We start from the raw sequence: 22,274 nt of genomic DNA, 5'->3' as shown, positions 1-22,274 counted from the left end.
GCCCCGGCCGGGACCCTCAGCGGTAGTCGGTCGGCGTGAGCCCGTGGCGGGCGATCTTGTCGTAGAGGGTCTTGCGCGGCGTCCCCAGGGATTCCGCCGCGAGCCGGACATCCCCGCCCGCCATGATCAGCTCCTCGCGGATGAGGCCGCGCTCGAAGCGGTCGACCTGCTCGGCCAGGGTGCCGGCGGTGACGATCTCGGGCGCCGCGAGGTCGAGGGTGCCGAGGCCCAGGGCGTAGCGCTCGGCGAAGTGGCCGAGTTCGCGCACGTTGCCGGGCCAGTCGTGGCGGCGCAGGTGCTCCAGCACCGGGCCGGTGATCGCCGGCACCTCGCGGCCGAAGCGGGCGGCGGCCCGCCGGAGGAACTCCTGGAAGAGCAGGATCGCGTCCTCGCGCCGGTTCCGCAGGGGCGGGATCGCGATCGTGATGACGTTGAGCCGGTGGTAGAGGTCGTCGCGGAAGGTGCCCTGCGCCGCCGCCTGGCCGAGATCGACCTTGGTGGCGGCCACCACCCGCATGTCGATGGCCAGGCTGTCGTTGCCGCCCAGCGGCTCGACCCTGCGCTCCTGCAGCACCCGCAGGATCTTCACCTGCAGGTTGAGCGGCATGCTCTCGATCTCGTCGAGGAAGAGGGTGCCGCCCTGAGCGTGCTCGATCCGGCCGACCCGGCGCTTCATGGCGCCCGTGAAGGCCCCCGCCTCGTGGCCGAACAGCTCGCTCTCGGCCACGCTGTCGGGCAGCGCCCCGCAATTCATCGCCACGAAGTTGCGCTTGGCCCGCCGGCCCCAGCGGTGCAGCGCGCTCGCCACCACCTCCTTGCCCGCGCCGGTCTCGCCGAAGACGAGCACGTCGACGTCGGCCTGCGCCACCTCGCGCACCAGCTGGCGCAGGCGCACGATCTCGGGCGACACGCCGAGGAAGGCCGGATCCTCCTCCAGGGCGGCGTCGAGACGCGCCCGCAGCTGGCGGTTCTCCAGGACGAGGCGGCGGCGCTCCAGCGCGCGGCGCGCCGAGGCCAGCAGCGCCTCGGCCGGGTAGGGCTTGGCCAGGAAGTCGTAGGCGCCGTCGCGCATCGCCCCCACCGCCATGCGGATGTCGCCGTGGCCGGTGATCAGGATGACGGGCAGCTCGGGATCGATCGCCCGCAGCCGCGCGAACAGCGCGACCCCGTCGAGGTCCGGCAGGCGCACGTCGGTGACGACGAGGCCGGGCGGGTCGGCGAGGATCGCGGTCAGGGCCGGCCCGGCCGCCCCGAAGGTCTCCACCCGGAACCCGTCGAGCTCCAGGCTCTGGCGGTTGGCGCGGCAGACATCGGCCTCGTCGTCGATGAAGACGACCCGCTCGGCCGAGGTTGCCCCATCCCTGTTGTCGCTCACGTCGTCGTCTCCGCCGGTCCGGCTGCTCCGGCCGTCTCGTAGGCCGGGGCCTTCGCCAGCGCCATCCGGAAGATCGTACCGCCCGCCGGATCGTCCCGGACGGTGAGGCTGCCGCCGCAATCCTCGACGATCCCGCGGGCGATGGCGAGCCCGAGCCCGAGCCCGTCCGCCTTGGTGGTGAAGAAGGCGTCGAAGACCTGCGCCCGCACCGCCTCGGGCATCCCCGGGCCGCCGTCGCGGACCTCGACGGCGACGCGGTCCGGGGCCTCGACGACGACCCGCAGGTCGACGCGGGGATCGGGCCGGCCCTGCACGGCGTCGAGGGCGTTCTGGAGCAGGTTCACGACGACCTGCTCGAGGCGCGGCCCGTCGCCCAGCACCCGCAGGCCGGCGGGGCCCGCCTCCGTCACGAGCGGGATGCCGGCGGCCGCGGCCCGGGCCTCGACCAGCTCCAAGGCGTTGCGCAGGATCTCGGCGAGGGCCACCGGCTCCCGCTTGGCGGAGGAGCGCCGCGCGAACCCCTTGAGCTGGCGCGTGAGGCCGCCGATGCGGTCGGTGAGGCGGCCGATGGCGAAGGCGTTCTCCGCCGCCTCCTCTGTCCGGCCGCGCCGGACCAGGACGGCGGCGTTGTCGGCGTAGGAGCGGATGGCGGCGAGCGGCTGATTGATCTCGTGGGCCATGCTGGCGGCGAACTGCCCGAGGGCGGCCAGGCGCCCGGCCTGGGCGAGCTCGCGCCCCAGGCGCTCGCGCTCGGCCTCCGCGCGCTGCCGCTCCTCGATCTCGAGCCGCAGCATCCCGTTGGCGGCCGTGAGTTCCAGGGTGCGTTCCCGGACGCGGGCCTCCAGGGCGTCCCGCTGGGCCGAGGCGCGGGCGAGGTGCTCGCGGTTGCGCCGGCCCCGGCCCGCCAGCGCGGTGAGGCCGAGGCAGGCCAGGCCCGTGACGAGGGCGGCGATGATCCAGGCCTGGACCCGCTCGCGCTCGACCGTGCCGCCCAGGGAGGTCAGGGTGGTGAGCCGCCAGCCGGTGCCGGGGATCGGCGCGTCGAGGCGCAGCGCGGCCCAGGCCGGCCGCGCGCCCTGTCCGACGCGCACGAGGTCCGCCGTGCCGGCGACCGGATAGAGCGGCATGTCGTCGAGGGGGGCGTCGCCGAATTCCAGCGCCTCGCGGATGCGCCGGCGCTCGGCCTCGTCGACCCGCCGCAGGGTGGTGAAGCGCCAGGCCGGGTCGCTCGCCACGAGGACGATGCCGCGCGCATCCGCGACGAACACCCCGTCCCCCGCCGCCCGCCAGGCGGCCTCGACCGCGTCGAACTCGATCTTGACCACCACGACGCCGCCGGCGCTCCCGATCCGCCGGGACAGGTAGAGGCCGGCGCGCCCGCTCACGGTGCCCAGGGCGAACTGCGAACCGGCCCCGTCGCGCATCGCCTGCCGGAAATAGGGCCGGAAGGCGTAGTCCCGGCCGAGGAAGCTGCCGCGCCCCTCCGCATTGCTGGCCGCCACCGTGATCCCGTCCGGGCGGATTACGTAGATCACCGCCGAGCCCGTCGCCGCGGCGACCTGGGCGAGGCGCCGGTTCACGCGGCCGATCAGGGCCTCCGGCGGCGCGGCCTCCGCCGCGGCGGCGATCTCCGGATCGGCCGCCAGGGCCAGGGGCAGCGAGGCCTGCTTCTGCATCTCGGCCGCCAGGACCCCGACCTGCAGCCCCAGCGTCGCCGCGGCGGTGCGGCGCAGGTCGGCCAGGGCCCAGCGCTCGGCGACGCCGCCGGCGATCCAGACCGCGAGCAGGATCGCGGCGACGCTCGCCAGCAGCGCGAGGCTCCGGCGGCTCGGCACGTGCACCTTCGCACGGTGTGCCGCGATCGGTCCGGGACCCGGCGTCATGGCCTGCGCCCCTCTGCGAATTCTCGGACGGGATTCCGCGGCCGGGTCCGGGTTTTCGCAAGGCGATCCCGGGAGCGGCGCGGGCTCATGGAAAAAACGACCCTGATATCAGGCGTTTAACAAAAAGTTTCCCGCGCCGCGCCGCTGGCACGCCGGTTGCCATTCCGGGAGGGTAAGGCTGCCCTGCGCGACGCGCAGGGCTCGCCGCCGAACGGCCTTCGCCCCCGTTCCCGCCCCCCGTCGGGGCGCGACCGGGCCGGCGGGAGCCCGCAGGTGCAAGACCAAGAGCGGACGGAGGCGGGGCGGTGGCCCCGGACCGAGCCGACATCCTTCGAGAGACCAACCGGGAGAACGCCCTCATGGCTGCTGTACCATCGCCCCTCACCGCGCCGCACGCGCCGCCCAAGCCCAAGCCGATCTACAGGACCCTGTATTTCCAAGTCCTGGTCGCGGTGGCGATCGGCATCGCGCTGGGCCACTTCTACCCGCAGGTCGGCGCGGACATGAAGCCGCTCGGCGACGCCTTCATCAAGCTCGTCAAGATGATCATCGCGCCGGTGATCTTCCTCACCGTGGTCTCCGGCATCGCCGGCATGACCAACCTCGAGAAGGTCGGCCGCGTCGGCGGCAAGGCCCTGATCTACTTCATCACCTTCTCGACCCTGGCCCTGATCGTCGGCCTGATCGTGGCGAACCTCGTCCAGCCGGGCGCGGGCATGCACATCGATCCGAAGTCCCTCGATCCGAAGTCGATCGCGATGTACGCCGACAAGGCGAAGACGCAGTCGATCACCGACTTCCTCATGAACATCATCCCCTCCACGGCGGTGGGCGCGTTCTCGGGCGGCGAGATCCTCCAGGTGCTGTTCTTCTCGGTGCTGTTCGGCTTCGGCCTCGCCTTCATGGGCGACCGCGGCAAGCCGGTGCTCGACATCATCAAGGTGCTGTCGGAAGCCATCTTCGGCGTCGTCAACATCATCATGAAGGTCGCCCCCATCGGCGCCTTCGGCGCCATGGCCTTCACCATCGGCAAGTACGGCATCGCCTCGCTCGCCAACCTCGCCTACCTCGTCGGCGCCTTCTACCTGACCTCGGCGATCTTCGTCCTCGGCGTCCTCGGTGCGGTCGCCCGCTACAACGGCTTCTCCATCATCAAGCTCATCCGCTACATCAAGGAAGAGCTGATGCTGGTGCTCGGCACCTCGTCGTCCGAGTCGGCCCTGCCCTCGCTCCTCGAGAAGATGGAGCGCGCCGGCTGCTCGAAGCCCGTCGTCGGCCTCGTGGTCCCCACCGGCTACTCGTTCAACCTCGACGGCACCAACATCTACATGACGATGGCGGCGCTCTTCATCGCCCAGGCGACGGACACGCCGCTCACCTACGGCGAGCAGGGCCTGCTGCTCCTCGTGGCGATGCTCTCCTCGAAGGGCGCGGCCGGCGTCACCGGCTCGGGGTTCATCACCCTGGCGGCGACCCTCGCGGTGGTGCCCTCGGTGCCGGTCGTCGGCATGGCGCTGATCCTCGGCGTCGACCGCTTCATGTCCGAGTGCCGCGCGATCACCAACTTCATCGGCAACGCGGTGGCCTGCATCGTGGTCGCCCGCTGGGAGGGCGAGGTCGACGACGTCAAGCTCGCCGCCGCCATGGGCGGCAACCCGATGCCCCTCGACTCGGAACTCCCGGCCCTGCAGCCGGCCGTGTGAGCCGACGCGATCCGGACCGGGCGCGCGGCGCCCGGTTCCCGAGAGACAAGAAAAAGGGGGCGCGGACCGGCCGGTCCGCGCCCCCTTTCGTTCGCGTCCCGCAACCGGCGCCCTATTCCACCGTGACGGACTTGGCGAGGTTCCTCGGCTGGTCGACGTCTTTGCCCATGAAGACGGCGGTGTGGTAGGCGATGAGCTGGATCGGCACCGCGTAGACGATGGGCGCCACGACGGGATCGAGGTCGGGCATCGTCACGGTGGCCATGGTGTCGAGGCCGGCCGCGGCCGCGCCCTTGGCGTCGCCGATCAGGATGATGCGCCCGCCCCGCGCCGCCACCTCCTGCATGTTCGAGACCGTCTTCTCGAAGATCGCGTCGTGGGGGGCGATCACGATGACCGGCACGCTCTCGTCGATGAGGGCGATGGGGCCGTGCTTGAGTTCACCCGCCGCATAACCTTCCGCGTGGATGTAGCTGATTTCCTTGAGCTTCAGGGCGCCTTCCAGTGCCATCGGGTAGCTGGTGCCGCGCCCCAGGTAGAGCACGTCGCGGGCCTTGGCGACCTCGCGGGCCAGGACCTCGATCGCGCCCTCCAGCTTGGTCGCGTCGGCCATCAGGCCCGGCACGGTGATCAGCGCGTCGACCAGGCGGCGCTCCGCCTCGGCGCCGAGGGTGCCGCGCGCCCGGCCGGCATGGATGGCCAGACACAGCAGCACGGTGAGCTGGCACGAGAACGCCTTGGTGGAGGCGACCCCGATCTCGGGGCCGGCCAGCGTCGGCACGGTGGCGGAAGCCTCCCGGGCGATGGTGGAGGTCGGCACGTTGACCACCGCCAGGGTGTGCTGGCCCTGCGCCTTGGCGTAGCGGAGCGACGCCAGGGTGTCGGCGGTCTCGCCCGATTGCGAGATGACCAGGGTGAGCCCGTCCCGGTCGAGCGGCGGCTCGCGGTAGCGCGCCTCCGAGGCGACGTCGATCTCGACCGGCAGGCGGGCCAGGCTCTCGAACCAGTACTTGGCCACGAGGCCGGCATAGTAGGCCGTGCCGCAGGCGGTGATCGAGATCCGCGAGAGCTTGGCGAAGTCGAAGGGCAGGGCCTCGGGCAGCGCCACGCGGCCCTGGGCGAGGTCGACGTAGTGGGCGAGCGTGCGGCCCACCACCTCGGGCTGCTCGTGGATCTCCTTGGCCATGAAGTGGCGGTGGTTGCCCTTCTCCACCCGGAAGGCCTGGGCGACGATGCGCTGGCGCTCGCGGGTGACGGGCCGGCCGCCCTGGTCGCGGATCTCGGCGCCCGCGCGCGACAGGATGGCCCAGTCGCCCTCGTCGAGATAGGTGATCGCTTCCGTGAAGGGGGCCAGCGCCAGGGCGTCCGAGCCGAGATAGGTCTCGCCCTCGCCGAACCCGATGGCCAGCGGCGCCCCGTGGCGGGCGCCGATGAGCAGGTCGTCGTGCCCGGCGAAGACGAAGCCCAGCGCGAACGCCCCGTGCAGGCGCGGCAGGCAGGCGGCCACCGCCTCGACGGGGCCGAGGCCCTGGTCCATCGCGTGGCTGACGAGCTGGGCCACCACCTCGGTGTCGGTCTCGCTCTCGAAGCGCACGCCCTGCGCCTGGAGCTCGGCCTTCAGCTCGCGGAAGTTCTCGATGATGCCGTTGTGCACGACGGCGAGGCGCGTCGTGGCGTGCGGGTGGGCGTTGGTCTCGTTGGGGCGCCCATGCGTGGCCCAGCGGGTGTGGCCGATGCCGATGCTGCCGGCCAGGGGCGCGTCGCGCAGGCGCATCTCGAGGTTGGAGAGCTTGCCCTCGGCCCGCCGGCGCTCGAGGTGCCCCTGGGTCAGGGTGGCGATGCCGGCCGAGTCGTAGCCGCGATATTCGAGCCGGCGCAGGGCTTCCACCAGCTGCCCGGCCACGGCGTCCCGTCCGACGATGCCAACGATTCCGCACATGGGTTTTCGTGTCTTTCAAGAGTCCGGTTCGCGGCGCGAGCCGGCCGCGTCATCCCGGGCTTGTACCGGATCGGGACGGGCGCGCGCCAGCCACCCGGCCCGGAGGCCGGTCAGCGAGGCAGTCTGGCCCGGCAATCCTGAACACGGGCTTGCCGGCCGGGGCGCCGTCCCCGCCGGCGAGCCGCGCAGATTCCGTCGACATGCCCCGTCGAAAAGCCTCGCCGCCGTCCGATGGCCCGTCCTACGGCGTCTCGTCCCGCGGTGTCTCGGCCCGTGCCGCCTTCTCCGCCTGCAGGGCCGCGCGCTTGCCCGGCGCCCAGCCGGGCAGGTTGCGCTGGCGGGTCCGCGAGACCGCGAGAGCGTCGTCGGGGACGTCCGCCGCGATCACCGAGCCGGCCCCCACGATGGCGCCCGCCCCGACGCTGACGGGCGCCACCAGGGCGGTGTTCGAGCCGATGAAGGCGCCCGCCCCGATCCGCGTCCGGTGCTTGTTCACCCCGTCGTAGTTGCAGGTGATGGTGCCGGCCCCGAGATTGGCCCCCGCGCCGACCTCGGCGTCGCCCACATAGGTCAGGTGGTTGGCCTTGGCGCCCGCCCCCATCCGGGCGTTCTTGACCTCGACGAAGTTGCCGATGCGCGCGCCCGTCTCCAGCACCGCGCCGGGGCGCAGGCGGGCATAGGGGCCGATCTGGACCCCCGGCGCCAGGGTGGCGCCCTCCAGATGCGAGAAGCTGTGCACCACGCAGGCATCGCCCACGCGCACGCCGGGTCCGAACACCACGTGAGGTTCCACGAGAACGTCCCGCCCCAACACCGTGTCCACGCTGAAGAAAACGGTTTCGGGCGCGATCAGGGTCGCGCCCGCCACCTGGGCCGCCCGGCGCAGGCGCCCCTGGATCTCGGCCTCGGCCACCGAGAGCTGGACCCGGTCGTTGACGCCCTGCGCCTCCGCCTCCGACACCGGCACCACCGCCACGGGCAGGCCGTCCGCCACCGCGAGGCCGACGGCGTCGGGCAGGTAGTACTCGCCCGCCGCGTTGGCGTTGCCGATCCGGGTGAGGAGGGCGAGGGCGCGGTCGCCCGACAGGGCCATCAGCCCGGCATTGCACAGGGTGACCGCCCGCTCCTCGGCGCTCGCATCCTTCTCCTCGCGGATCGCCAGCACGCGCGCCCCGTCCGTCAGCACCCGGCCGTAGCCGGCGGGTTGCTGCGTCTCGAAGGCGAGCACCGCCACGGCCGCCCCCTCCGCCAGGGGCGCGCGCAGGCGCGCCAGGGTCGCGGCGGTGATCAGCGGCGTGTCGCCGAAGGCGATCACCACGTCGTCGTCGCCCGCCTCCAGGGCGGCGCGGGCGGCCAGCACCGCGTGCGCGGTGCCGAGGCGCTCGGCCTGGGGGTAGATCGCGGCGCCGGGAGCCAGGGCGGCGACCTCGCGGGCCACCGCCTCCTGGCCCGGCTCCACCACCACGGCGATGCGGCCGGCCCCGGCGCCCCGCGCCGCGGCGAGCACGTGCCCCAGCATGGTCCGGCCGGCGACCCGGTGCAGCACCTTCGGCAGGTCCGAGCGCATCCGCGTGCCCTTGCCGGCGGCGAGCACGATGGCGGTGAGGCTGCGCCCCGTGATCCTGGTCGTCTGGTCCGTCATCGAAGGGTCCGCCGCTGGCCGCGCCGTCGTCGCTGCGCGGGCTGAAGTGCTCCTGCGCGGGCTAAAGCGCGGCGGGGACCGTTTCAAGTCCGAACCCCGCGCGCGCCGCGGCGACCCGCCTCACGCAGGCTTTGATCGGGACCAAACGAACGGTCCGGAGCCCTTCGGCGTTGACCGCCGCGGTTCGGGACGGCTTAAGCACCGGTTCAGGGCTCCGCGTGGTAGACCGCCTTCAGCCCCTCGCCCTCTCCGCGCGCGCCCCGCGCCGATCAGACGGACCCGATGACGCCGCCGAACCCGGATTTCCTCGACGACCCGTCCGCCGGCCCCAGCCGCCGCAGCCTGCTGCGGCAGGCCGGCCTCGTGGCCCTCCTGAAGCCGACCGGCCTCGCGGCCTTGGCCGGCGGGCTTCCCGTCCTGCCGGGCCGGGCCGCCGCCGAGGAGGCCCCGGCCCTGCCCGCGGACGGTACGCCGTTCCAGCCCGGCCTCGTCACGGATCTGGCCCGGGCGCTCGCCAAGGCCCCCTACGCGGCGCCCCGCACCAACGACCTGCCCGAGGCGCTGACCGGCCTCAACCGCGAGCAGTACGCGGCCATCCGCACCCGGCCCGGCAGCGCGGTCTGGGCCGATGCGGCCCTGGGCTTCACCATCGAGCCCCTGCATCGCGGCTCGGTGTTCCGCTCGCGCGTGGCGCTCGCCCTGGTGGAGGAGGGCGTCGTGCGCGCCCTGCCCTACGACCCGGCCCGGTTCGAGACGGACGGCGTCGCCCTGCCGGTCCTCAAGGACGACCCCGGCTATTCGGGGTTTCGCATCCGCGCCCGCTTCCGCGGGGGCGAGCTCAGCGACTTCGCCATGTTCCAGGGGGCGTCGTTCTTCCGGCTGCTGGCCACCGGCCAGGGCTTCGGCGTCACGGCCCGGGCGCTGACCCTGCGCCCGGCCGACGCCAAGGGCGAGGAGTTTCCCGAGTTCCGCGCGATCTGGATCGAGCGGCCCGGCCCCGGCGGTCCTCTGGTCCTGCATGCGCTGGTCGACTCGCCCTCCGCCGCGGCGGCCCTGCGCATGAGCCTGCGCCCCGGCGACGCCTCCCTCTGCGACGTCGAGGGCACGGTCTTCGCCCGCGCGGCCATCGACCATCTCGGCCTCGGCGGCATGACCACGAGCTACCTGTTCGGCCCCCACGACCGGCGCGGGTCGGACGACGCCCGCGCGGGCGCCTCCGCCAGCGGCGGCCTGCAGATCCGCACGGGCGTCGGCGAGGCGATCTGGCGCCCGGTGCGCAACCCCGAGACACTGCAGATCTCCTCCTTCGTGGACGAGAACCCGAAGGGCTTCGGCCTGATGCAGCGGGCGCGGGACTACGCCGCCTTCCAGGACGACGTGCAGCACTGGGAATGGCGTCCCTCCCTCTGGCTCGAACCCCTCGGCGCCTGGGGGCCGGGGGCGGTGACCTTGCTGGAGATCCCGAGCGATTCCGAGTTCAACGAGAACGTGCTGGCCTATTGGCGCCCGAAGGCGACCCTCGCGGCCGGGGCCGAGATGCCCTTCAGCTATCGCCAGCACTGGTGCTGGCAGCCCCCCGAGCCGCCGCGCGTCGCCCTGGTCTCGGGCACCCGCAGCGGGCACGGCGGCGAGAACCGGCGCCTGTTCCTGGTGGACTTCACCGGCGCGGGCATCGCGGCGGGCGACCTCCAGACCCAGCTCGGCGCCGCCTCCGGGGCGATCACGTCGAGCACCCTCTACCGCTACCCCGAGCGCGACACCCTGCGGGTGGCCTTCGAGCTCGATCCGAAGGGCGAGAAGGCCTGCGAATTGCGGCTCAACCTGCAGCGCGCCGGCACGCCGCTCACCGAAACCTGGCTCTACCGTTGGACCCCGTGACCGCATCCCCGCTCTCCCCCGACGCGACGGCCCCGGCCGATCCGGCGCCTCCGGCGACTCACGCCGCCCTGCCCTTCGCCCCCGCGATGCCTCCCGAGGCGCCGCTGCCGATGCCGGTCCAGGATCTCGAGCGCTGGGATCCGGCCAGCGGCCACCGGCCGGCCTCGCGCCCTGGAAAGCCCTGGCTCGCCCGCGCCTTCGTGTTCGGGGGCGCGGCGCTCCTCACCGCCTACGGCGCGATGCAGATGTACGAGGTGGTGGCGGTCTCAGGGGGGACCACGGCGCTCCAGTACGTGCTCCTCGCCCTCTTCACCCTGAACTTCTCCTGGATCGCGTTGGCCTTCACCGGCGCGATCCTGGGCTTCCTCGTGCTCCTGCGCGGGCTGAAGACCCCCGTCCTGCCGGCGCGGCTCACCACCCGCACCGCGGTGGTGATGCCGGTCTACAACGAGGCCACCGCCCGCACCTTCGCGGGCGTCGAGGCGATGCGGGCCGAGATCGACGCCACCGGCCACGGCGCGGCCTTCGATTACTTCGTCCTGTCGGATTCGACGCAAGGGGACGCCTGGATCGCCGAGGAGCGCGCCTTCCTGGAGCTGCGCGCCCGCTGGGGTGACGCGGCCCGGCTCTACTACCGGCACCGGCCGAAGAACCACCATCGCAAGGCCGGCAACATCGGCGACTTCGTCTCGCGCTGGGGCGGCGCCTACGACCACATGCTGGTGCTCGACGCCGACAGCCTGATGACCGGCCCCTGCATCGTGCATCTGGCCGCCGCCATGGAGGCGGATCCGGATGCCGGCATCATCCAGTCGCTGCCGCTCATCATCAACCGCAACACCCTGTTCGCCCGGGTCCAGCAATTCGCCGCGCGGATCTACGGGCCGGTCATCGCCACGGGCCTGTCCGTCTGGTCGGGCCGCGACGGCAATTACTGGGGCCACAACGCCATCATCCGCACCCGCGCCTTCGCGGCGGCCTGCGGCCTGCCCGACCTGAAGGGCAAGCCCCCCTTCGGCGGCCACGTGCTCAGCCACGACTTCGTGGAGGCGGCCCTGATCCGGCGGGCCGGCTGGAGCGTGACCATGCTGCCCGCCCTGCCCGGCTCCTACGAGGAGAGCCCGCCCTCGCTCATCGACGTCGCGGTGCGCGACCGGCGCTGGGCGCAGGGCAACCTCCAGCACAGCCGCATCATCGGCACGGCGGGGCTGGCGCTCGCCTCCCGCCAGCACTTCGCCACCGGCATCGCCGGCTACGTCGCCTCGCCCCTCTGGCTGGCCCAGCTCGTGGTCGGTATCGCCCTGGTGCTCCAGACCGCCTACGTGCGGCCGGAATACTTCACCTCCGAGTTCGGGCTCTACCCGGTCTGGCCGCGCTTCGATCCCGTGCGCGCGCTCCAGCTCTTCGGCCTGACCATGGGCATCCTGCTCGCCCCGAAATTCCTCGGCCTGATCCTCGCCCTCGTCGACGGGCCGGTGCGCCGGGCCTGCGGCGGCGCGATCCGCCTCGTCCTGTCGAGCCTGATCGAGATCCTGCTCTCGGCGCTCATCGCCCCCATCGCGATGCTGATCCAGTCCGGCTCGGTGTTCCAGATCCTGCTCGGGCGCGACACCGGCTGGAACCCGCAACGGCGCGACGACGGCTCGATCCCCTGGGGCGACATCGTGCGCCGCCACCGCTGGCACATGGCGCTGGGGCTGGTCACCGGGGTGGCGGCCTTCGCCATCGCCACCTCGCTGTTCCTCTGGATGTCCCCCACCATCCTGGGCCTGGTGCTGGCGATCCCGATCTCCTGGGCCAGCGGCCAGCTCGGCCTCGGGCTCGCCCTGAAGCGCCTCGGCCTGCTGATGACCCCGGAGGAGCGCGCCCCCCCGGCCATCGCCGCGCAAGCCGGTGCCCTCAGTCGGCGCAACGCCGAATCCGGCCTCGACGACGCGGACGCGCTCACGGCCCTCCACGCCGATCCCGGCCTCGCGGCGGCCCACGCCGCGATGCTGCCCGGGACCGCCCCGCGCCCGCGCGGGACCATCGATCCCGACCAAGCCCTGGCCCAGGCCAAGGTGGTGGAGGCGGAGGAGATCGCCGAGGCCCGGGCCTGGCTCACGCCGAAGGAGCGCATGGCCCTCCTGCACGACCGCGCCCTCCTCGACCGCCTCACCCGCCTCGCGCCCTGACCCCGCGTTTTCCCATTTCCGCGCCCCGCATTCTCCGATAGAACCGCCGGCACGGAAGGGTGGCCGAGTGGTTTAAGGCAGCGGTCTTGAAAACCGCCGTGGGGGCAACTCCACCGTGGGTTCGAATCCCACCCCTTCCGCCAAGAGTCCGAGTGAAGGGCCCAAATTCACTTCGTTATTTTCATGAGTAGATTGGGATCCCCTGATGAAGGCCCCCAGCTTGCCGCGGCCTGGGAGTTGATCGCCGCAAAAGTCGGAGGCCTATCGCTTTTCGCGATCCGCATCCAAGATCGTGACGCGATCGCGAAGGCTGGCGCCTTCACTGCGAGCCAGACGGTTCTCGATGGTCGCGCGCAATCCTGAAATCATCCGTTCCAGAAAATGGAAATGGTCGCGCTCGATTTCGCCGGCGACAAGCCGCGTCAGCAGCCATTCCGACATTGCTTCGAGCTCCGCGTCGGCATAGGCGATTTGTGCCGCGGAACCCACCTTGGCCAGCCTGACGAGTTCGACCACACGGCGCAGCTTTGCCTTTTGCTCACGGTTGCGCCGCAGCTGGCGTCTGGAGGCGATCCAGCCGACGGCGGGCGCCAGGATGGCGAAGATCATGACGGACAGCCAATAATAGTTCACCGTCTGGTCCAGCAGGCTCTCCTGTTCGCCGTTCAGGTAGGCGAGCGTTCCGTGATGCACGGGGAGCAGCGAGGATCGCTCGGTTTCGGGCGCCTCCATCTGTCCTGCCGCCGGCAGCGTGGCGACGACCTTCGCCTTCGTCGTCAGCAGGAGCCGCGTGATCTCGCCGGCGACGCGGTCCGGCAGCGAAGCGCGCGAGACCAGGAGCGTGCGGACTGCGAAACTATGGATGCTCTCGTCCGGCTCCGTCGGCGTGCCCCCGTAGGTCCCCTGTTTGATTTCAACCGACTTGTAGGACGGCGAGCGGGCCGCGATGGCATCGGATTCTGGGATGTCGAGGTAGGAGGGTTTCGCTTTGTAGGTCTTCCGGATGCCCGCGAAGGCGTCGGGGATCGGCCCCGGACCGAGTGGACCGGAAACCACGGCGGCAACGGCCCGCCGCGCCTTCAGCGAAGGGCCGATCTCCGCCGCGGGCATCGCGATGAGGTCGGCCTCGCGCAGGTCGAAGAACTCTCTCAGGGCCTTGAGCAGTCCAGGATCGGACCCCTTCGCGACGGCGAGCGTCTTGCCGGCGAGCGCGCTGACGGTCTCGATCTTGGCGTCCGGCGGGATGATGATCGCGATTCCGTCCTGGCGGAGCACGAAGAGCGTTCGTCCGTTCGCTGCCGCCTCGTCGTCGCTTCTCACGACGGCGAGATCCACCCGACCCTCCGCGAGGGCCCTTCCGCTCTCGTGCACGCTGTCCATCGGGACGGGAACCAGGCGGATCAGGGGATGCTCCGAGGCCAGATCGCGGATGAAGGCGGCGAGCACCTTCTGCCCGTCGCTTGCGACCGGGCCGGTGGCCAAGGTCAGCGTGTATCGAGCGGAAATGAGCGCGGGGTAGCGCATCAGGATGTAAGCCCCCGCCGCGGCCAGCGCGAAGAGGACGCCCACGACCGCAACGATCTTCAGGAAGGGCCTCATCGCGCGCTCGGCCCGAGGGATCCAGTGCGGAGGGGTGGGATGCGCCGGGGCTCCGGGGCTGGGACGGCCCCGACGGCATGGGCGGGATCCCTTTGCGGGCTACGTCAGCGCCCCAGAGCCGCCGATTCTAGAAGTGCTGGCGCGGACGGTCGTACCAGAGGAAAATGCAGAAGGCGGAGAGCGCTACGCCGTTGATCACCAAGCTCCAGCCGTAGCCGGCGATCGCGTGCTGGCCCATGGGAAAACCGATGAAGCCGAGTCCCACCAGCGACCCCAGAAAAGCGATCGCCGCGAAGAGCATTGCGAGGACAATCATGCGCGCCTCCCACTTCGCAGAACAGTTTACGCGCGTTGTTGTCGCGTTCAAGCCCAATTCACGATAAGAACGACGTGCCGAAAGCCGAAGCTCCGGACTGCCCGCTTACCGATGAGCCTTGCAGAGAAGTGCGCAAAGGCCGAGGCCATACGCCTTCGATCGCCGCGACGCCTTGGCCACGTGAAGGAAGACCTCGATGCCGTGGAGCCGAGGCGAACAGGCTGCGCAACGGCGGTCGACGGCGTGCACCTTGGCTCCCGGCGCACCATCGTGGGCCGGCAGCTCGGGTCTTGCGCGGCACGCGAGACGGTATGCTGATGACGCAGGTGCGATGCAGAGGCGTCGCATCCGCGTCTGACGACCCGGTGTACGGACTGAGCGTCGGAGAAGATCCATGGACGATGGGCAGCCGCGGTTTTCATCTGTTGCGACTGTCGTCGGTTCGGCGGCGACAGCCGAATCCGGCAGTCGCAAGCGGCGCTTCGGTCGTCGGGTGCTCAAGGAGGCCAGGAGGACTCTTGGCATATTCCTGTATCTTTGGATGATCTTCAGTCTTCTGATTCTTCACGAGCAGATGGTTCTGTCACGGCATGGCTTGAGCTATGGGTTCTTTGGTCTGGCCTTCTTCAACGCCTGGGTGTTGGCAAAGATCATGCTCGTTGCGGAGAGTCTGGACGTCCGCCCCGACTTCTCGGGGCGGCCGCTTCTGTATCCGATCCTCGTCCGGTCCTGCGTCTTCGCCGCGATCCTCGTGGGCGCCTATGCCGTCGAGGACATGCTGATCGGACTCTGGCGTGGGAAGTCGATCGTCGACAGCGTGCCGGCTATCGGCGGAGGCGGATTTCGCGGACCCGCATCGGCGGGCATTATCATGGCGGTCGCCCTGATCCCCTATTTCGCGTTTCGGGAGCTTGGTCGCGTGATCGGGCGGGAGCGTGTGCACGCGCTCCTGTTCAGGGGTGTTCCTCCCGCGGACATGCGGGGCGGTAACGGTCCTCGAGACATCGCGCCCGCGGACGATCCCTGACGCGCCGCCTTCGAAACGGTCCGGTCCGTGACGGTCCGGACCGCCGCGACGGCGCCGATCCTCGGGCGAGGGCGAACCGACAGGGAGGAAGCGATCGATCCTTGGCGGCGGAGGGGGGCGAGGCGGCCCGTCGACGACGCATGAGATCCCTACCGACAGGATACTGATTTCCGTCCTCCGGCGTCTCGTTCGATCAAGTGAAGCTGCGCTGAGTCTGCGACATTACAGCGGACGGGGCTCAAATCCGGTGGCCCTGCCGACAAGAGGGCCGACCATGACCCGCCGTCTTTCTCGATGGGGCGCCCTGCTTCTGTTGGCCGGGCTCGGCCTGCCCGCGCGCGCGCAGACGGCCGCGCCCGCCGCCGTCCCCGTCGGGACCGTCAATGCCGAGCGCAAGGCCATCGACCAGACCCTCGATTTTGTCGGCCGCATCGAAGCGGTCGGTCGTGTGGAAGTCCGTGCCCGCATCACGGGCTTCCTCGACGCGGTCCTCTTCAAGGAGGGCGAGGCGGTCAAGAGCGGATCGCCGCTCTACCGGATCGAGCCGGATCTCTTCGACGCGGCGGTCAAGCAGGCCGAAGGCGCCCTCGAACGCACCAAGGCCGCCTACACGCTGGCGGCGATTCAGTTGCAGCGAGCCCAGGAACTGCTGGACCGCAATTCGGGGACCGTGGTCGCGCGCGATCAGGCTCGCGCTGCCCTGGACCAGGCGAAGGGCGCCGTCATGGGCGACGAGGCGAACCTTCAGACGGCGCGCATCAATCTCGGCTACACGCAGATCGTGTCGCCGATTGCCGGCCGGATCGGGCGCACCAGCGTGACGAAAGGCAACGTCGTCGGACCCGACAGCGGCGTCCTGACCTCCATCGTCAGCCAGGATCCCATGTACCTCACCTTCCCGGTGAGCCAGCGCGAGTTCCTCCGCTACGAGCAGGGGGCGGGGCGCCCCGACCGTAGCAAGATCGCCGTCCGAATCCGGTTCTCCGACGGATCGGCCTACGGCGAACTCGGGCGGATCAACTTCGTCAACGTCAGCGTCGACCGCACGACCGACACGGTCATCGTGCGGGCGACGATGCCGAACCCGGCGGGCGCCCTGCGTGATGGACAACTGGTGCGCGTCGACCTTCAGGCCGGGCAGCCGGAGCAGAAGGTGGTCGTGCCGCAATCGGCCCTCATCGCCGATCAGGGCGGCGTCTACGTCTTCATCGTCGAGGATGGCCGGGCGGCGACCCGGCGCGTCAAGCCGGAGCCCGGCGGTTCGGGCGCCGACGCCGTGATCGCCGAAGGCCTCTCGGGCGGCGAACTCGTCATCGTCGATGGTCTGCAGCGGGTCCGGCCCGGAATCCTCGTCCAGGCGACCCCGGTCAGCCAAACGGCCAACAGGACCTGAGCCGATGTTCTCCGCCATCTTCGTGGACCGCCCGCGGCTCGCGGTCGTCATCGCCATCGTGACCTCGATCGCGGGCGCGCTGGCGCTGCTGACCATTCCGGTGGCGCAGTACCCCGATATTGTGCCGCCACAGGTTTCCGTGACGACGATGTATCCCGGTGCCGCCGCCGACGTGGTGGAATCCACCGTCGCCCAGCCGGTCGAGTCCCAGGTCGTGGGCGTCGACAAGATGATCTACATGAAGAGCGTCAGCGGCAACGACGGCAGCTACACGCTCACCGGCTCGTTCGAGCTCGGGACCGATCCCGATATCAATGCGGTCAACGTCAACAACCGCGTTCAGATCGCCCTCGCGAAGCTGCCGGAGGACGTTCGCAAGCAGGGCGTCACCGTCAAGAAGAAGTCCTCGGCCCTGCTGGGCGTTCTGGCGGTCTACTCGCCCAAGGCGACGCAGGACCCGCTGTTCATCTCCAACTACGTCACGATCAATCTGCTCGACCAGGTCAAGAGCACCCCCGGAGTCGGCGATGCGACGCTGTGGGGACCGCAGGACTACGCCATGCGGGCCTGGGTGCGGACCGATCAGCTGACGGGCCTCAACCTCACCACGGGCGATGTGATCGGGGCGATCCAGGCTCAGAACGTCCAGGCCCCCGTGGGGCGGATCGGCGCCCGTCCGATCTCCGACGAGCAGCAGCTCCAGCTCAGCATCCAGACCCAAGGCCGCCTGACCTCGGCCGAGCAGTTCCGGAACATCGTTCTGCGGACGAACCCGGACGGATCGGTGCTGCGCCTCGGCGACGTGGCGCGAATCGATCTCGGTGCGGCCAGCCTCGACCGCGAAACGCGGCTGAACGGCAGCCCCGCCACCGTCATCGCGATCTACCAGTCGCCCGGCGCGAACGCCCTCTCGACCCTCAAGGAGGTCGAGCGGCGGGTCGGGGAACTGGCCAAGACCTTCCCGGAGGGGCTCGCCTGGAAGGTCACCTACGATCCGACCGCCTTCATCACCGAGACGGTCCACGAGGTGAAGAAGACGCTCATCGAGGCGTTCGTGCTCGTCGTCATCGTGGTGTTCCTGTTTCTCGGCAGCCTGCGCGCCACGCTGATCCCGACGCTTGCCGTCCCGGTCAGCCTGATCGGCACGTTCATCGTGCTCAAGGCCGTCGGCTATTCGGCGAACTCCGTTTCGCTGCTCGCCCTGGTTCTGGCCATCGGGATCGTGGTCGACGACGCGATCGTGGTCGTCGAGAACGTCGAGCGGGTCATGGAGGAGCACCCGGATCTGTCGCCCCGGGAGGCGACGAAACGGGCGATGGCCGAGATCACCGCGCCGATCATCGCCATCACGCTGGTCCTGCTCTCGGTCTTCGTGCCGGTCGCCTTCGTGCCCGGCATCTCGGGCGAGCTCTTCCGCCAATTCGCCGTCACGGTGGCGGTCTCGATGTTCATCTCGGCGATCAATGCGCTCACCCTGTCGCCGGCCCTGTGCGGGGTGCTGCTGCGCCCCCATCACGGTCCGCGTCGAGGCATCATGGGCTTCGTGATGCGATCCATCGACGGGGTCCGCGACGGCTACGGTGCCGCCGTGGCCCGCATCGTGCGCCTCTCGCTCCTCGGCCTCGTCCTCGCCGGCGCGGCGGCCTACGGGACGATCGCCCTCGCGAAGATCACGCCGACCGGCTTCCTGCCCGAGGACGATCAGGGCGCCTTCTTCGTCGTCGTGCAGCTGCCGGAAGGCGCCTCGGTCGGGCGCACCTCCGAGGTGGTGGCCCGGGCCGAGGCCATCCTGCGCGAGGAGCCCGCCGTTGCCGACACCACGTCGGTCATCGGCCTCAACTTCATCGACAACTACTCGCAGGGCAACGCGGCCTTTCTGGTGGTGACCCTCAAGCCGTTCGAGGAGCGCAAAGGGGCAGGCGAAGGCGCTGCGGCCTTGATCGCACGCCTCGGCCAGCGATTCCGCGAGGTCCCCGGCGGGACCGTCGTTCCTCTCGCCCCTCCGCCCATCATCGGGCTCGGCAGCGGCGGCGGCTTCAGCTACGTGCTGCAGGACCTGCGCGGCGGCGATCCGAAGGAACTCGCCCAGGTCCTGCGCGGATTGTCGGTCGCAGCGAACGCTGAGCCCCGGCTCAACCGGGTCTTCAGCACCTTCTCGGCGACGAACCCTTCGGTCTACCTCGATATCGATCGCGACAAGGTGCAAGTCCTCGGCGTGCCCCTCAACGCGGTCTTCCAGGCGCTGCAGGCCTCCCTCGGCGGGTTCTACGTCAACGACATCAACCTGTTTGGCCGGACATGGCAGGTCCAGGTCCAGGCGGAGGCCGCGGACCGCGCCCGGATCGATGACATCTACCGGATCAACGTGCGCAACAAGGACGGGCAGATGGTCCCGCTGCGCTCCCTCGCGGAGGTGCGGATCGTCGTCGGTCCGCCCGCGCTGATCCGGTACAACAACCTGCGCGCCGTCACGATTCAGGGCTCACCCGCGCCGGGCGTCTCGTCGGGCCAGGCGCTCGCTGCCATGGAGAGCGTCGCCAGCCGCACCCTGCCGGTGGGCTTCGGCGGCGAATGGACCGACACCGCGTTCCAAGAAAAGCGGGCCGAGGGCAAGACGGCGATCATCCTGGCTTTCGCGGTCCTGTTCGCGTTCCTGTTCCTGGTCGGGCTCTACGAGAGCTGGACCATCCCGGTTCCGGTTCTGCTCTCGGTGACCGTCGGCATCGTCGGTGCCTACGCCGCCATGGTGTATGGTGGGCTCACCCTCGACCTCTATGCGCAGATCGGCATGATCGTGCTCATCGGCCTGGCGGCCAAGAACGGTATCCTCATCGTCGAGTTCGCCAAGGAGAAGCGGGACAAAGGCGTCGCCCTGCAGGAGGCGGCGACCGAGGGCGCCCGCCTTCGTTTCCGGCCGGTGATGATGACGTCCTTCGCCTTCATCCTCGGCCTGCTGCCCCTCGTGATCGCCACGGGCGCTTCGCAGCTGGCCCGGCGGAACGTCGGAACGCCGGTGTTCGGCGGCATGATCGCCGCGTCCTTCATCGGCATCTTCGTGATTCCCCCCCTCTACGTGCTGTTCCAGGGCCTGCGCGAGCGAGCGTGGCGGCTCTTTGGCGGCGCGGCGGAGGCCCCGCCCGTGTCACCGCTGACGGACAGCGTCGCGGGTCCTCCGAAGCATGCGCCGGCCGAGTGACCCGTCCCGGCGGACAGGAAGGAGCACGACGATGCACGATGCCGAGCAGGTCCTGCTGATCGACAGGCCCGACGACGGTCCGCCCGGCGCGGAATCCCCCAAGAAGTTCAAGCGAAGGGCCTACGAGCGGGAGTTGCGCAAGCTTCAGGTCAAGCTCTGCCACCTCCAGGCGTGGGCCAAGCGGACCGGCGCGCGCGTCATCGTGGTATTCGAGGGGCGGGATGCGGCCGGCAAGGGCGGTACGATCAAGGCCATCACCGAGCGGGTCAGCCCCCGCGTTTTCCGGGTCGTCGCCCTGCCGGCCCCCTCGGACCGCGAGAAGACGGAGCTGGCGATCCAGCGCTACGTCGCGCATTTCCCGGCTGCCGGCGAAATCGTGATCTTCGACCGCAGCTGGTACAACCGCGCCGGCGTCGAGCGCGTCATGGGCTTCTGCAGCGAGGCGGAACATCGCCGCTTCCTCGACCTGTGTCCCCGGATGGAGCGCTTCGTCATCGGCGGCGGGATCCAGCTCATCAAGTTCTGGCTGGAGGTCGGCAAGGACGAGCAGAAGCGCCGCTTCCAGGCACGGATCGACGATCCCCTCCGGCAATGGAAGCTGAGCCAGATGGATCTCGAATCCTACGCGCGCTGGTACGAATTCTCGCGGGCGCGCGACGAGATGCTCGCGGCCACCGATACCGACGACGCGCCCTGGTACATTGTCCGGTCCGACGACAAGCGCCGGGCGCGCCTGAACTGCATCGCCCATCTCCTTCGGCTCATCCCCTACGAGGTCCAGAAGCGCGAGTCGGTGACGTTGCCCAAGCGCAGCGACAAGAACGCCTACACGGACGCGTTGCACGACAGGCGGTTCGTTCCGGAACGGTACTGAATGCCGGGTCCGCAGCGGCAGACCCGAGGACACCGGCCGCCGGACGCCGGAATGCGGCACAGGAGACGGGAGCGGGCATGGCCGGGACATCTGCCTCCTGGGGCCGCCCCACGGCGACCACCATGCGCGCCGGGCCGGGGCAAGGGCAGGATGCCCGCACCGGTCTCCGGACCCCAGCAGCGTCGACCCGGCAGCCCGAGGGCGGCCTCGCTCGGCGACGTCGGCAGCGACCTGATCGCCAGCGGCCTAGGTGTCGAAGCTATGAAGGTTGTTCACCCGAGGCGGGGGTGAGAGGCTGGGGTTGCGAAGCCGACCAACCCTGACCGAGCGCCCCGGATGAACACGCATCAGCATGCCCGCATGACGGTCCATGGTCGAGCCCTCCTGGTGAACCGGATCCTGGTCGAAGGCTGGCGCGTGGCCGAGGCGGCGCAGGCCGCCGGCCTCAGCGAGCGCTCAGCCTACAAGTGGCTGGCCCGCTTTCGGGCGGGTGGCGCGGGGGCGCTTCGCGACAGAAGCTCGGCGCCCCTCCGACCGAAGGTGCGTGTCACGCCCGTGATCCGCACGCAGGTCGAGGCTCTGCGGCGCACGCGGCTGACGGGTCAGGTCATCGCCGAGCGCCTGGCCCTGCCACGTTCCACCGTCGGCCGAGTCCTGCGCGGCCTGGGCCTCGGCCGTCTCAGCGCGCTCGAAGCCCGACCGCCGGTCATCCGCTACCAGCGCGAGAGGCCGGGCGAACTCATCCACATCGACACGAAGAAGCTCGGCCGGATCGAGGGCGTCGGTCACCGCATCACCGGCAACCGGCGCGATGGCCGGCGCGGCATCGGTTGGGAGGCCCTGCATGTCGCCATCGACGACGCCTCGCGTCTTGCCTACACGGCGGTCCTGCCCGACGAGACCAAGCAGAGCGCGCTGACCTTCATGAACGAGGCGCTGGCGTTCTTTGCCCGGCACGGCGTCACCGTCGAGCGCGTGATGAGCGACAACGGCTCGGCCTACCGCAGCCATGCCTTCCGCGATCTGCTCGCCGAGGCCGGCCTGCGCCACGTTCGGACGCGGCCCTACACGCCGCGCACCAACGGCAAGGCCGAGCGCTTCATCCAGACCTCGCTGCGCGAATGGATCTACGCCGAGCCCTACGCCTCGTCCGCCGAGCGGATACGCGCCATGAGCCCCGGGATCGACCACTACAACACCAGCCGAACCCACTCCGCCCTCAGCCGACAGACACCCTGGCAAAGGCTGAACAACCTTCTGGGCAACGACACCTAG

14 protein-coding genes and 1 tRNA gene are annotated in these 22,274 nt (G+C 70.6%); 9 read left to right on the top strand and 6 right to left on the bottom strand.

The features are described 5' to 3' along the window. Window positions 1–16 precede the first annotated feature (16 nt). Window positions 17–1,375 (bottom strand): sigma-54-dependent transcriptional regulator, encoded by a 1,359-nt coding sequence (locus ACLBWX_RS18665; protein WP_447678491.1) that lies wholly within the window; start codon window positions 1,373–1,375, stop codon window positions 17–19. Beyond that, window positions 1,372–3,258: an ATP-binding protein gene (locus tag ACLBWX_RS18660; protein ID WP_447678490.1), complete on the bottom strand. Its 1,887-nt coding sequence runs from the start codon at window positions 3,256–3,258 to the stop codon at window positions 1,372–1,374. The genes ACLBWX_RS18665 and ACLBWX_RS18660 overlap by 4 nt, the downstream gene beginning before the upstream one ends. A 359-nt stretch (window positions 3,259–3,617) precedes the next feature. Between ACLBWX_RS18660 and ACLBWX_RS18655 the strand changes: the two genes are divergently transcribed. Beyond that, window positions 3,618–4,961, top strand: coding sequence for a dicarboxylate/amino acid:cation symporter (locus tag ACLBWX_RS18655; protein ID WP_447678489.1), 1,344 nt, complete (start codon window positions 3,618–3,620; stop codon window positions 4,959–4,961). Between the two features lie 112 nt (window positions 4,962–5,073). Here ACLBWX_RS18655 and glmS read toward each other — a convergent pair whose 3' ends face one another. Both glmS and glmU read right to left on the bottom strand, forming a co-directional pair. Continuing rightward, complete coding sequence (glmS, locus tag ACLBWX_RS18650) at window positions 5,074–6,900, bottom strand: glutamine--fructose-6-phosphate transaminase (isomerizing) (protein WP_447678488.1); 1,827 nt, start codon at window positions 6,898–6,900, stop codon at window positions 5,074–5,076. Between the two features lie 241 nt (window positions 6,901–7,141). Beyond that, complete coding sequence (gene glmU / locus ACLBWX_RS18645; RefSeq protein ID WP_447678487.1) at window positions 7,142–8,542, bottom strand: bifunctional UDP-N-acetylglucosamine diphosphorylase/glucosamine-1-phosphate N-acetyltransferase GlmU; 1,401 nt, start codon at window positions 8,540–8,542, stop codon at window positions 7,142–7,144. Window positions 8,543–8,824: 282 nt separating this feature from the next. Here glmU and ACLBWX_RS18640 point away from each other — a divergent pair, with 282 nt between their 5' ends. The 3 genes from ACLBWX_RS18640 (at window position 8,825) to ACLBWX_RS18630 (ending at window position 12,737) form a co-directional block, all read left to right on the top strand. Continuing rightward, window positions 8,825–10,420, top strand: a complete 1,596-nt coding sequence (locus tag ACLBWX_RS18640; RefSeq protein WP_447678486.1) for a glucan biosynthesis protein — start codon at window positions 8,825–8,827, stop codon at window positions 10,418–10,420. 68 nt (window positions 10,421–10,488) lie between these two features. Then, complete coding sequence (gene mdoH / locus ACLBWX_RS18635) at window positions 10,489–12,594, top strand: glucans biosynthesis glucosyltransferase MdoH (RefSeq protein WP_447678524.1); 2,106 nt, start codon at window positions 10,489–10,491, stop codon at window positions 12,592–12,594. Between the two features lie 53 nt (window positions 12,595–12,647). Next, window positions 12,648–12,737: transfer RNA gene (locus ACLBWX_RS18630), tRNA-Ser, on the top strand. Window positions 12,738–12,855: 118 nt separating this feature from the next. Here the strand turns inward: ACLBWX_RS18630 and ACLBWX_RS18625 are convergent. Next, complete coding sequence (locus ACLBWX_RS18625; RefSeq protein ID WP_447678485.1) at window positions 12,856–14,193, bottom strand: TAXI family TRAP transporter solute-binding subunit; 1,338 nt, start codon at window positions 14,191–14,193, stop codon at window positions 12,856–12,858. A 127-nt stretch (window positions 14,194–14,320) separates the two neighbouring features. After that, the gene (locus ACLBWX_RS18620; RefSeq protein ID WP_447678484.1) at window positions 14,321–14,509 is read right to left on the bottom strand and encodes a hypothetical protein; all 189 of its coding nucleotides are present in this window, start codon (window positions 14,507–14,509) and stop codon (window positions 14,321–14,323) included. Between the two features lie 394 nt (window positions 14,510–14,903). On the opposite strand from ACLBWX_RS18620, the gene ACLBWX_RS18615 reads away from it, so the two are divergent. The 5 genes from ACLBWX_RS18615 to ACLBWX_RS18595 all read left to right on the top strand — a co-directional run bounded on the left by ACLBWX_RS18615 (window position 14,904) and on the right by ACLBWX_RS18595 (window position 22,274). Then, window positions 14,904–15,536: a hypothetical protein gene (locus tag ACLBWX_RS18615; protein ID WP_447678483.1), complete on the top strand. Its 633-nt coding sequence runs from the start codon at window positions 14,904–14,906 to the stop codon at window positions 15,534–15,536. A 274-nt stretch (window positions 15,537–15,810) separates the two neighbouring features. Next, a complete protein-coding gene (locus ACLBWX_RS18610; protein WP_447678482.1) occupies window positions 15,811–16,929 on the top strand; it encodes an efflux RND transporter periplasmic adaptor subunit in 1,119 nt (372 codons plus the stop codon). Window positions 16,930–16,933: 4 nt separating this feature from the next. Continuing rightward, complete coding sequence (locus tag ACLBWX_RS18605) at window positions 16,934–20,125, top strand: efflux RND transporter permease subunit (protein ID WP_447678481.1); 3,192 nt, start codon at window positions 16,934–16,936, stop codon at window positions 20,123–20,125. 31 nt (window positions 20,126–20,156) lie between these two features. Further along, window positions 20,157–20,999, top strand: coding sequence for a polyphosphate kinase 2 (gene ppk2 / locus ACLBWX_RS18600; RefSeq protein WP_447678480.1), 843 nt, complete (start codon window positions 20,157–20,159; stop codon window positions 20,997–20,999). 336 nt (window positions 21,000–21,335) lie between these two features. Then, the gene (locus ACLBWX_RS18595) at window positions 21,336–22,274 is read left to right on the top strand and encodes an IS481 family transposase (protein ID WP_447676926.1); all 939 of its coding nucleotides are present in this window, start codon (window positions 21,336–21,338) and stop codon (window positions 22,272–22,274) included.

The organism is Methylobacterium sp. M6A4_1b (genome assembly GCF_053345175.1).
The sequence above is the reverse complement of the archived record's forward strand: the minus strand, read 5'-3'. Positions and strand labels throughout refer to the sequence as shown.